14 protein-coding genes are annotated in these 12306 nt (G+C 41.7%); 1 reads left to right on the forward strand and 13 read right to left on the reverse strand.

The window, feature by feature from the left end; translation table 11 throughout:
• The 10 genes from D8844_RS06990 to D8844_RS07035 all read right to left on the reverse strand — a co-directional run bounded on the left by D8844_RS06990 (window position 1) and on the right by D8844_RS07035 (window position 8163).
• On the reverse strand, window positions 1-663 hold the full coding sequence (locus D8844_RS06990) for a thiamine diphosphokinase (RefSeq protein ID WP_125422957.1): 663 nt from the start codon (window positions 661-663) through the stop codon (window positions 1-3).
• Entirely contained in the window at window positions 626-1282 is a 657-nt protein-coding gene (rpe, locus tag D8844_RS06995; RefSeq protein ID WP_070837391.1) for a ribulose-phosphate 3-epimerase, read from the reverse strand. Before rpe ends, D8844_RS06990 begins: the two co-directional genes overlap by 38 nt.
• Before the next feature lie 10 nt (window positions 1283-1292).
• A complete protein-coding gene (rsgA, locus tag D8844_RS07000) occupies window positions 1293-2171 on the reverse strand; it encodes a ribosome small subunit-dependent GTPase A (RefSeq protein WP_125422960.1) in 879 nt (292 codons plus the stop codon).
• 1 nt (window position 2172) lies between these two features.
• On the reverse strand, window positions 2173-3045 hold the full coding sequence (gene rsmA, locus D8844_RS07005; protein WP_125422963.1) for a 16S rRNA (adenine(1518)-N(6)/adenine(1519)-N(6))-dimethyltransferase RsmA: 873 nt from the start codon (window positions 3043-3045) through the stop codon (window positions 2173-2175).
• A 12-nt stretch (window positions 3046-3057) separates the two neighbouring features.
• Complete coding sequence (locus D8844_RS07010; protein ID WP_125422966.1) at window positions 3058-3870, reverse strand: dimethyladenosine transferase; 813 nt, start codon at window positions 3868-3870, stop codon at window positions 3058-3060.
• 157 nt (window positions 3871-4027) lie between these two features.
• Window positions 4028-4324 (reverse strand): hypothetical protein, encoded by a 297-nt coding sequence (locus D8844_RS07015; protein WP_125422969.1) that lies wholly within the window; start codon window positions 4322-4324, stop codon window positions 4028-4030.
• 7 nt (window positions 4325-4331) lie between these two features.
• Entirely contained in the window at window positions 4332-5726 is a 1395-nt protein-coding gene (locus D8844_RS07020; RefSeq protein WP_125422972.1) for an SseB family protein, read from the reverse strand.
• 234 nt (window positions 5727-5960) lie between these two features.
• Complete coding sequence (locus D8844_RS07025; RefSeq protein WP_125422975.1) at window positions 5961-6815, reverse strand: SDR family NAD(P)-dependent oxidoreductase; 855 nt, start codon at window positions 6813-6815, stop codon at window positions 5961-5963.
• An 11-nt stretch (window positions 6816-6826) separates the two neighbouring features.
• Window positions 6827-7390, reverse strand: a complete 564-nt coding sequence (gene rnmV / locus D8844_RS07030; protein ID WP_049519771.1) for a ribonuclease M5 — start codon at window positions 7388-7390, stop codon at window positions 6827-6829.
• A complete protein-coding gene (locus D8844_RS07035) occupies window positions 7390-8163 on the reverse strand; it encodes a TatD family hydrolase (RefSeq protein ID WP_125423025.1) in 774 nt (257 codons plus the stop codon). The genes rnmV and D8844_RS07035 overlap by 1 nt, the downstream gene beginning before the upstream one ends.
• Before the next feature lie 151 nt (window positions 8164-8314).
• On the opposite strand from D8844_RS07035, the gene kimA reads away from it, so the two are divergent.
• On the forward strand, window positions 8315-10159 hold the full coding sequence (gene kimA / locus D8844_RS07040) for a potassium transporter KimA (RefSeq protein WP_125422977.1): 1845 nt from the start codon (window positions 8315-8317) through the stop codon (window positions 10157-10159).
• Between the two features lie 181 nt (window positions 10160-10340).
• Here the strand turns inward: kimA and rpmH are convergent, their stop codons facing one another.
• The 3 genes from rpmH to D8844_RS07055 form a co-directional block, all read right to left on the reverse strand.
• Complete coding sequence (gene rpmH, locus D8844_RS07045; protein WP_000831905.1) at window positions 10341-10475, reverse strand: 50S ribosomal protein L34; 135 nt, start codon at window positions 10473-10475, stop codon at window positions 10341-10343.
• A gap of 144 nt (window positions 10476-10619) precedes the next feature.
• A complete protein-coding gene (locus D8844_RS07050) occupies window positions 10620-11834 on the reverse strand; it encodes a pyridoxal phosphate-dependent aminotransferase (protein ID WP_125422980.1) in 1215 nt (404 codons plus the stop codon).
• 143 nt (window positions 11835-11977) lie between these two features.
• On the reverse strand, window positions 11978-12277 hold the full coding sequence (locus D8844_RS07055; protein ID WP_070683717.1) for a hypothetical protein: 300 nt from the start codon (window positions 12275-12277) through the stop codon (window positions 11978-11980).
• Window positions 12278-12306: the final 29 nt, after the last annotated feature.

Genomic DNA, 12306 nt, shown 5'->3' on the forward strand with positions numbered 1-12306 from the left:
CTACCTCCTGTCCTTGCTATGCAGCACGACGACATAGCCTTCTGGGCAAGTTATCGAAACTTCCCTATCTATATATTCGTTAGAAGCGTACACTTTTTTAAAGAAAAAATTTTCCTCTGTCAATTCGTACTTGGCACCGAGAATGGTCAGCTGGCTATCCCGAACCGGCATAAAGGCTAGATAGTCATAGTCCGAACGGGGCTCTAGCTGACTGGTCCCTTCTGGACAATAGGCAATCAAGTTTTGCCCATCCTCAATCGCTATCTGGCGCATATAGGGTGCCAACTTGGGATTGCTAGGCAGAAAGACATTAGCCAGCATATGATCAATACGACCACCCAAAGCCCCAAAAATAGTCACCTGAGCCTGAGAATTTTGCTCAAAGATGGTTAAGAGAGCCAATTCCAGATCTGTATCATCTTTTTCTGGCTGGGCTTGAACAAAATGTTGGGCACGTTTTTGAATCACCTGTCGCTCTTCTGCAGTCACCGAATCAAAATCCCCAACTGCTAGAGCGAGAGGAAGGTCTTCTTCCAAGACCCAGAGTGAGCCTCGATCCACACCAACAAAGCTATCAAAATTCGTCCGATAATGACCGCGATCTCCACCTGCAAAAACGGCAACCCTAGTCCAATTGTTTTCTGAGAGTTTGCACTCGTTCATTGACATCTCCCTTAAAGACATAGGATCCTGCTACAAAAACGGTCGCTCCAGCTTCTTTGGCTTGAGCAATGGTTTGGTCATCAATACCACCATCGACTTCAATATCAAAGTCCAAGCCTTTTTCCTCACGAAGGGAAACCAACTCACGAACCTTATCCATGGTTTCAGGTAGAAAAGCTTGTCCGCCGAAGCCAGGATTCACTGTCATGACCAAGACTTGGTCAACTAGGTGAAGTACGTGTTTGATAGCTTCAACCGGCGTACCAGGGTTAATGACAACAGAAGGTTTGACACCTAGAGAACGAATCTTTTGAAGAGCACCATGGATATGAGGTGTTGCTTCTACATGGATACTGATGATGTCTGCACCTGCACGCGCAAAGTCTTCTAAATGATGCTCTGGATTAGCTACCATCAAGTGGCAGTCAAAGACCATCTTGCTATGAGGGCGAAGAGCTTCGACCACACCTGCACCAAAACTAATTTGTGGCACAAAGTGGCCGTCCATGATATCGATATGGGCATATTCTGCCCCAGTTGCTTCTAGGCGTTTGATTTCACGTTCAAAGTTGGCATAATCTGCTGCCAGAATTGACGGAGCAATCTTGTATTGAGACATAGGTTTCTCCTTATTTTGGAATTTTTTTACTGACTTTTTTATAGGTTTCTCTGCGATTTTCAATTTCGCTAAGGAATTGCAGGTAGTTGTCAAAACGGAAGGATGCAATGATACCCTCTTCGACAGCCGGCTTAACCGCACAGGACGGTTCATGGGTATGGGTACAAGTACGGAATTTACAGTCTCGACTGACACTGACAATCTCTGGAAAAGCCTGATTGAGGTCTTCAGCCGTTGACACTTCATAATCCAGTGATGAAAAGCCTGGTGTGTCCGCGATTTTACCCCCATTGAGGTTGTAAAAACTAACAGCTCGAGTGGTATGACGACCGCGACCCAGACTGTCTGAGATCTCTCCTGTTTCAAGATTGAGGTCCGGTGCGATTTTATTGAGGAGGGTTGATTTTCCAACACCTGTCTGCCCCATAAAGACCGTCACTTTTCCTGTCAACAAAGGCAGGAGTTCCTCTTTACTGGTCACAAAGTCATAGCCGATGTCACCGTATGTCTGCTGGTAAAAATCCAGTTCTCCTCTATCTTCCAGCAAGTCCATTTTAGAAATATAAACGATAGGATGGATGTCCTTGTGTTCCAAAAGAACCAAGAAACGATCCAACAAGTTGCTGTTGAAGTCCGGTTCCTTGACGGACATGATCACCACAGCTTGGTCAATATTGACAATAGGTGGACGGACCAGACTGTTTTTCCGTTCGTGAATTTTGAGGATATAACCTTCGGAATTTTCCTCCGCAGAAAAATCTACCCAGTCCCCAACGTAGGGTGTATGACCTTTTTTGCGGAAATTCCCACGCGCACGTGTCTGATAGACTTGGTCCTCACTCTCCACATAGTAGAATCCTGCCAAGGCTTTAATGATTTGTCCCTGCATCTTAGAGTCCTTGTCCTTTAAGCGCATCTGAAAGGCTAGCAAATTCTTCCAAGCTAAGTGCTTCCCCACGCACAGATGGAGACAAGCCTGCCTGATCCAAAGCCTTGGTCAACTTTTCCTTGACTTCCTCAGTCTTTCCAAAGTAGCCTGTTAAGTTATTCCATAAGGTCTTGCGACGATGAGTGAAGCTAGCCTTGGAAACCTTAAAAAAGAAGTTCTCATCTTTCACTGCTACAGCCGGTTCTGGACGGCGCACCATTTTTAAAATGGCTGAGTCCACGTTTGGGGCTGGCACAAAGACCGTACGTGGCACGATGAAGGCAACCTTTGCTGTCATATAATACTGCACAGCAATCGACAAACTACCATAAGCCTTGGTATTTGGCTGTGCTGAGATGCGATCCGCCACTTCTTTTTGCATCATGACGACAAACTCACTAAAAGGAATGCCACTCTCGATCAAGTGCATGAGAATAGGCGTTGTGATATAGTAGGGCAAGTTGGCTACTACTTTAATCGGCAATTCAGGATTTTTGAAATTCTGGATATGTTGCGCCAAATCGACCTTAAGAATATCCTCATTGACTACAGTAACATTGTCAAAATCACGTAAAGTATCTGCTAGGATTGGTACTAAACGGTGGTCAATCTCAAAGGCCATGACTTGAGCCGCACGCTCAGCCAAAAATTCTGTCAAAGCACCAATACCTGGACCGATTTCGATAACATTAACCTGGTCATCAATTTCAGCCGTATCCACGATCTTTTGAAGAATATTGGTATCCGTCAAGAAATTTTGCCCGAAGGACTTTTTAAAGGTAAAACCGTGACGCTCCAGCACTGCCTTGGTCACGCTATAATCTGCAATTCTCATTTATTCTCTTTTCTATTTGTTAGCTAAAAACAACCTATAAACCCAAACAATTACAAACACCAAGAGAAACCAAAATCTCAAAGGAATATGGTACTCGTCATCTTTAGATTCGGCACCGGTCTCATCGAGCACTTGCTCATCTTCTTTGCGTGGTGCTTGCTTATTTTCTTGGCCTTGCGCTTGCTCGTCTTCTTGATATTCCTCTTGTTTTTGATTCTCTTCTTGACCTTGTGCTTGTTTTTCTTCTTGGTCTTGTTTTTGATTATCTTCTTGGTCTTGTTCTTGATTATCTTTTGGGCCTTGCATTTTCTTCAACTCATCTTGGTATGCAACCGAGTCTAGAATATTATCTTCTGGCAATAATTTTGAGGCATAATAATCAGGAAATCCCATAGCAGACCAAATTACGTTCTTTTCTGTTAAAGAAAAATCCAATTCTTGGGGTTGATTTTCCTGAATGGCTCGGATATTTTTTATAAGCTTACGCGAAGCTGTAGTCAATCCATCCATATCAGCAACTTCTAAAACATCAAATCCTAGCATGTCACCTGCTTTGACATTTGCAAGAATATAGCGAACAAAATCATCGTATAGTTGCAAGGTCTGAGGAGCGTTCTTTTCTAAAAAGGAGCGATTTTGGGTGGCCTTTTTCTGGAATTTTTCAATAGGAAGTAAGATATTAAATTTTTTCCATAGAATATTAGGCATTCGCACATCTTTTTCATCCCAAAATAATTGCCAAAAATAAGGAATAGTGTAAACTCCCTCCGTTAAAATACGTACGTCTTTCCCGTTTTTTAAATAAATATAGCTTCTATTTGCCATATCGTTTCCTTTCACCATTTTTATGAAGGCTTTACCTTCCGTCAAAGTCACTCCAAACAGGACCAACTGTTTAGATTGCCTCTTGTTGTCAAAAAATCAATGCATATTGTTCTAATTTTCATTCATTATCTTTTAAGAAAATCATTTATTCTCTTTTCTAATAGGAAAGGCGATATATCCAAACAAATTCGTTTCCTCTAGAACTCTGATGAATCAGGTCTTTTAAATAGAAATTGGGATTCGTCAGTTCTTTTGTTTCTGTATGATAGCTTGTTATTGTCTGCCCACCATGACGGAGAAGCCACTCTGTATCCAATCTAGGCAAATATCTGTCCTTTTGAAGAAAATCACAAAATTCCTCTACTGTTATGTCCTCAGAAACTTCAAGTTCTACCTTGTGAGGCAGAACATCATCCCCCATACAGATAGACTCTCTATCAACGATTATTTTCATCTCTTGATCAACCTTTAGCTCTTCCTTCTAGTTCCTCACTGAACTGTTGCATTTCTTTAAACGCTTTGTCACTGACATAAACACCCGCTTTATAATATTCAGTCTGGTTAATGGCATAGTCAAAGATTTCAATCATGCCTCCAGCGTTTTCAATCATAGCGCTCCAATTTTCATCGAAAACCATTCGCAAACGTTTCCAATCAGTAAACACTGAAACCGAATTTCGTCCATTTTTTCCTTCTCTAGTCGGAAGATTAAATGTAGCGGATTCTTCTAAAACATGAGCATTACTTTCCTGACTAGGTTCAGGAAATCCTGATGATGCATTTATAGGAAGAAGGAATTTAGCTTTTGGCATTGCCATTGAAAAGAACTTATAATAGAGTTTATAAATTAATTCTTCCTCTTCTGTAGTCGGTCTATCCATCTGTCCCATCAAAAGCATCCATCTCACAATATCAGGGTTCATAACAGGAACTTGTATCTCTGGCAAGCCTGAAAAATCTGGTTTTTGAACTAAAATAGAAGAACTTATACTAACTTCTTTGGTATTAAAGAATGCTCCTAAAGCACCATTCAAGTAAAAAGCTGTCCCAAGAAAATTCTCAATTCCTTTTTTATCTTCCGTATTTTCAATCAGTTTTATCTCTGAGTTTAATTGTTTTTCTATTGCTTCTTTATACTGATGATACCAACGAGATGTAAATACCATAATCATTGGGTCAGTGCAGAGATAGCCTTCGTCACCTCTATCATATGTAGTTGAGAAAAGATAAGGTTCCCCAGTATTTTCTGAATAAACAGCATAAATCGAATCTGCTTCTAGCAACTTGTCCTTGACAATTTCTGCTAGACGTTCTGACTTACGAGTATTTTCTTGATTGCTCTCTTCACTTTTTGGTTTTTGACGGCAATCCCATAAAAAAGCCTGTAAAATTTCGATACTATCATCAAGACTAAGATTCTGATAGTCCTCATCGCTTACTTTACCTTCTTGAATAGTCACAAAAGTTCGATAGAGAGCATAAGCATAGCTAGATAAACGCTTTTTTTCATCTACACCAGGACTATAGAGCACACTTCCCTTTTTTAACTTAGCTAGAGAGGAAAGCATATCGATCTCTAGATAAACCAACTCCTCATCTCTAAGAGATTCCACATCTTTGTTTTGGCAAGTAAGTTTTTTTACAACTACAGTTTCAAGAGTATCCATACCTTGATCGGGATTGCAAAACTGAAGACGATCACCAACTGTCAAACTCCCTTCCAAAGTCGCAGCAATCAGTAATTCCCTCTTTTCTTTCATTGGAAAGAAACCCAAAACTCCTAGACAAGCATCTCCTTTGGTTTCTTCTGTTGTCTTCTGTGCTTCTGTCTTTTTAAAAAAATCAAAAATTCCCATTGCTTTTCCTCATTAATTTCACCCAAGTGCTGATTTTATCAATTATCTTTTTTTATCAGGCATGGTATTGAGCATAGTTGAAGCGTATGCTATTACCTCTATTGTAACACATTCCCCTTATATTTTCGGGTTATCTGGTTATTGTTATCACTTTTCAGGACTCTCCAAACAGATTTCGATATCTAAATTTCTTTCCACTATTGAAGTAAGCATAAAATTTATTTTTCTAATTCTTTATAGATTGTCTCTTGAAAAGGTCAGTTGTTCAAGTAAGGAATAGAGTTTTGCTTGCTCCGCTTCTTCATAAGCAAATCTATTTGCTTTTACTTCCCTACATTTCTCGTCATACAAAAAACCGTCATATCCATCTTCTGTAGATAAGGCTGTGTAGACTTTGGCCATTTCTTCAGGGCTAATTGAAAATCTTGACTTGATTTTATACAAATTTTTCATAAAAGTGCTGAGGTGATCATAGCGACGCATATCAACTTTGACATTGGTCACACGGATTGCCTGAACCTTGATACCTTTCCAATGTTTCCGCATATAAAGCGACAGCATCAACAAGGCTAGTTTATTCTGATAATAGGTCTTGGCAGGACTATAATGTTTTTGACCAGCTAAATTTTCAAAATCAAGCTTCATGAAGGGATAAAGCATCAGCCCTTGGGAAGAAATATTAATAATCCGACCACTTTCTGACTTTTCCAACAAGCCCTTCAACAAGGTAGAAAGTAAAAAGGGAGCAACCACGTTGGTCGCAAATTGTTTTTCCAATCCGTCTTTGCTAAGAATCGGCTTTTTGACCGATAAGTCAAAATCAGCCGCATTGTTCATTAAAACATCTAAAGTCTCTTCTTTTTGGATATACTGTTCTACCGCTTCCTTGACACTTTTCATCTCAGATAAATCAACCAAGATATAATCTACATGCGGATTTCCTGTTTGTTGACGGATTTTCTTACAGGCTTGCTCAGCAGCTTCTTTCCGTCGGCAAAATAGAGTCACTGACCAGTCCTTTTCAGCTAATTGTTTTGCAGCCTGATAGCCAATACCACTATTGCCACCCGTAATAATCACTTTTTTCATTTCTGACTCCGTTAGTCTGAATACTTAGCCATCACTTCTTCCACTTCTGCCAAGGTTACCCCAAATAACTCTAAGCGCTTGAGGAGTTGCTTGCCGTTGGAATAGCCGATGCGAAGCTGTTCGCCTAGATACTCTCGGCGTCTACGGCTGTCTGCTCCCGCTAGGAAACCTAGGCGAATCAAGTCACCACGACTGATGTCAAACTCGTTCTTGTTTTCAAATTGCTCTGTCACCTGAGCCAGCGCTGCTTTTAGGTCTTCATAGCTGGCGTGTTCGATTCCCAGAGAACGTCCCTTGGACTTGGATTTGGGAACAGCCTCATCTCGCTTGAGAAAGGCATGCTGCACAGTTGGAATGGCCGTCATAATCATGCGACGAATGCGTTCCCCATTAAAATCTGGATCGGTAAAGACAATGACTCCATGCAGTTCATGCAGGCGCTGAATGCGTTCTATATCCTGGTCATTTATTGCGGAACCTCGTGTTTCATAGGTCTCTACATCAAAGTAACGTTTGAGATTGGCCGTATCATCGCGACCTTCGACCACAATGACTTGAGAAATTTTTTCTTTCATCACTTGCTGTCCAATCCAAAGATACGCTCTGCATTTGCAGTCGTTATAACTGCTAATTCCTCGGTCGTCATCCCACGCAAGTCGGCGATAAAATCTACCACATAGCGTGTGTAGGCTGTTTTGTTTTCACGGCCACGTTTAGGAACAGGAGCCAGGTAGGGTGCATCCGTCTCTACCAAAATCTTGTCTAAAGGAAGTTCCCTAGCAGCTTCTTGGATATCCGTTGCTTTCTTAAAGGTCACCACTCCTGAGAAAGAAATAGTCATGCCAAGCTCGACAAACTTCTCAGCCCACTCCAAAGAGCCTGAAAATGAATGCATGATGCCACCACGACGACCAACGCCCTCGCTCTTGATAATCTCATAAGTATCTTCTAGCGCATCACGGGTATGGACCACAAAAGGCAAATTCAAATCCTTAGACAACTGAATCTGACGACGAAAAACCTGCTCCTGCACTTCCTTAGGTGCTGTCATCCAATGGTAGTCCAGGCCAATCTCCCCCAAGGCAACAACCTTGGGATGTTTTAGTTTTTCAAGCAAGTAAGCTTCAACCTCATCTGTGTAAATCCCTGCTTCCGTCGGATGCCAGCCAATAGTTGCGTAGAGTTGCTCATACTCATCTGTCAATTCTAGGGCTCGTTCAATGGTTGGCTTATCAAAACCAACAATATTCATCTGTGTCACACCCATCTCAGCAGCCAAGGCGATTTCTTCGGCCTCACGTCCTGCAAATTCTTCTACATTTAAATGTGTGTGCGTATCAAAAATCATCTCTTCTAACCTCATTTTCTTCCATCTATTATACCAAAAATAGCATCCCTCGGCTTGTAAAAATATTCTAATACCAATCATTCTCCCTTGACTGCCTTTTTTCAAAGCAGTATAATAACACTTATTGAAATTTTCAGCAAAGGAAACGAAAATGTTTAGAAAATTAAAATATACCTTTATCGGTCGACCACTCAAGTCTCTCACAGACGGCGAAGGGGGATTACTTGGAAAAATGCAGGCACTTGCAATGTTATCCAGTGATGCCCTGTCTTCTATTGCCTATGGACCTGAACAAGTCATTCTCGTATTAGTCAGTCTCTCTCCTCTCGCCATTTGGTGGAGCCTCCCTATCGGTATTTTTGTCCTCTTACTGCTCGCTAGTTTGACCATTTCCTATCGTCAAATTATTCACGCCTATCCTCAAGGTGGAGGAGCTTATATGGTCACTCGGGAAAATCTCTCCCCTGAACTAGGCTTGATTGCAGGGGGCAGCCTCCTTGTTGACTATATGCTGACAGTAGCCGTATCCGTTGCGTCTGGATCTGATGCTATTACAGCAGCCATCCCTGCCCTCCATCCCTACAATCTTCATATCTCTATTTTGCTAGTCTGCCTGCTCATGCTCTTGAATTTAAGAGGATTGAAAGAATCTGCCAGCTCTCTGATGATTCCCGTCTACCTCTTTATCTTCAGTACCGTCTTTCTCTTGCTTTATGGATTCTTTCAACTATTTACAGGTTCCCTAAACTATCAGGCGACTTCAACCATTGGACAAACTGTTCCGAGCCTTTCCATCGTTCTCCTATTGAGAGCCTTTACCAGTGGCTCTGCCTCTCTGACAGGGATTGAGGCTATTTCAAATGCGGTACCATTTTTTAAAACTCCGAAAGAAAAGAATGCTGCTCAAACCTTGACCATCATGTCGCTGATTTTAGGATTTCTTTTTGCAGGTATCACCTTCCTAAACTACTGGATGGGCATCACGCCTCAAAATGGAGAAACCATCCTCTCGCAAATGGCCAAGGGCATTCTTGGTGATTCATTCTTTGGTCATGCTAGCTACTATCTCTTCCAGTTCTCGACAGCCTTAATTCTAGCTGTAGCTGCAAATACTGGCTTTTCAGCCTTCCCTATGCTGGCTTACAATATGGCTAAAAACAAGTACATGCCCCATCTCTTTATGGAAAAGGGGGATCGCCTTGGCTACTCCAACGGTATCTTAACTCTGGCCTTTGGGGCTATGATCCTTCTTCTCATTTTTAACGGGAATACTGAACGCTTGATTCCTCTTTATACTATCGGGGTCTTCGTTCCCTTTGCCCTTTCTCAGACTGGAATGATTCGCCATTGGAAAAAGGAAAAAGGAGCAAACTTCTTAAAACCTGCCTTTGCTAATATCCTTGGGGCCATCATTTGTTATGCTATCGTTCTCATTCTACTTCTCTTCAGACTGGGAGATATCTGGCCATTCTTCCCAATTATCCTAGTCTTAACCTTCCTCTTTTTGTCCATTCACAGCCATTACCAAAAAGTGGCAAAACAGCTACGACTCTACGAAGGAATTGAAAAACGTACCTATGATGGCAATCTGGTTCTCGTCCTCGTAGGAAATGTCACTCGAGTAAGTGTCGGAGCCATTAACTACGCTCAAAGTATCGGTGACGAAGTGTTGGCCATGCACATTTCTACTAAAGAAACGGCCGAAAAAGACCAAGAAATCCTTCAGGAATTTGCCGACCACTTCCCAAATATCACTCTAAAGAATATCAATACCAGCTACCGCGACATCATCACCCCTAGCGTTAAGTATGTCAAACGAATCGCCCAAGAAGCTAAGCAAAAAAACTACACTGTTACAGTCCTTGTCCCACAGTTTATCCCTAACAAGCCTTGGCAAAATATCCTGCACAATCAAATGAGCCTTAAACTAAAATACGCTCTCAGATGGCACGAAGACGTCGTTGTCGCTAGCTACTCTTATCACTTAAAAGAATAAACAAAAACTCAAAATCAGTAACTTATATCTGGTTTTGAGTTTTTTGTATGTGACCTTTTAAATGAGCCCTCCATGAGTTTCATCTGAAATGACCGATTTCGTAGACAGTTCACCCTTTAAGATAAAAAGAAAAGTCAGTAGACTCGAGTTCCTACTGACTTCTTTGTTGAATTCGTTTGGATTATGCAGCCAAAACTTTGCGTCCTTTACGACGACGAGCTGCCAATACGCGACGACCGTTTTTAGTTGACATACGGTTACGGAATCCGTGTTTGCGCGCACGACGAAGTTTACTTGGTTGATAAGTACGTTTCACGATGAATACCTCCTCATAGATTTTGTATTCGTTTAGCCGGCTATAAAGTGATCAGTTACTAAACATACTTTACTATTCTATCTGATTCTTACCTATTTGTCAATAGCTCTAAGGAAATGTTTCCTGCTTTTCCCTATGAAAGCCTTATCTACGATACTGGCTCAAGAAACGTGTCATCTTTTCTTGGATTTGCGCCAATTCGTCCACACGAGGAAGGTAAACGATACGGAAATGGTCAGGTTCCTTCCAGTTAAAACCACGACCATGAACCAAGAGAACCTTTTCCTGCTTCAAGAAATCAAGAACGAACTGTTCATCATCATCGATGCGGTACATATTGCGGTCGATTTTAGGGAAGATATATAGTCCCGCCTTCGGCTTGACCGCAGACAAACCTGGAATATCTTGGATAGCATTGTAAATGAAGTTTCTTTGCTCGTAAATTCGTCCACCAGGAAGGAGCAATTCATCCACTGACTGGTGCCCACCTAGTGATGTTTGTACGACTTGCTGGGCCAAAACGTTAGAGCAAAGACGCATATTGGACAGCATATTGAGCCCTTCGATATAGCCCTTGACATGGTGCTTAGGACCAGACAAGACCATCCATCCTACACGGAAACCAGCGATGCGATGAGATTTTGACAGACCATTCATGCTGACACAGAAAACATCTGGTGCCAAGCTCGCCACAGGCGTATGCACATGCCCATCCATCACCATGCGGTCATAAATCTCATCCGCAAAGATGATCAAATCGTTTTGACGAGCAATCTCAATAATCTCCAACAAGAGTTCCTTAGGATAAAGGGCTCCAGTTGGGTTATTTGGATTGATAAGGACGATTGCCTTGGTATTGGAAGTAATTTTTGACTTAATATCGTCAATATCTGGATACCATTCTGCAACTTCATCACAGATATAGTGAACGGCATTTCCCCCAGCTAGGCTGACCGCGGCTGTCCAGAGAGGATAGTCTGGCATAGGTACCAAGACCTCATCGCCATTATCCAAAAGCCCTTGCATGGACATAACAATCAGCTCACTGACACCATTTCCAAGGTAGATATCATCAATGTCCACATTGGGGAATTTCTTTAGTTGGCAATACTGCATGATAGCCTTACGTGCTGAGAAAATCCCTTTGGAGTCAGAATACCCCTCACTATCACGCGCATTCATAATCAAGTCATGAATGACCTCATCTGGCGCTGTGAAGCCAAATTCTGCTGGATTCCCTGTATTCAGACGTAAAATCTTTTCTCCGTTTGCTCGCATCCGCATAGCTTCTTCCAAAACAGGGCCACGGATATCATAGGCAACATGCTCTAACTTACTAGACTTGTTATATTCTTTCATCTTGTTTCCTCAATTCATCGAGATAGTAACATTATACCACTAGAAAGGGATTGCGACAAGTTTCCTGAAATGAGCAAGCAAAGAAAAAACTCACAACGACTAGGTTCTCACTGTCTAAATAACTAGAATGCAGAAGTATTTTCTCACATACCAAAAGACAGACCTAGAAAGACCAATGCTAAAAAGGAATCATACAAAAGATTAAACATGAGAAAGAGCCCCCATGTGACCAAATAGTCCAAGCGACCACTTCTCTTTGCAATCACAAATAAAATGATGTGGTAGACTAAGTGAAAGAGAAGAAAAGCAACAAAACCTGGATAGAGAACGGGTACGACTCTTTCCAGCTGCCAAAGCATCACTACTTCTCCTACAAGTGACGCAAGGATAATTCCATGATAAAGGAAACTTATTTTTTTAGAAGCTTGAACAAAATCTTTCATACTTTCTCATCCCCCTACTGTGTTTTCTG

This window comes from Streptococcus oralis (assembly GCF_003942875.1).
Taxonomy (GTDB): Bacteria; Bacillota; Bacilli; order Lactobacillales; family Streptococcaceae; genus Streptococcus; species Streptococcus oralis_BX.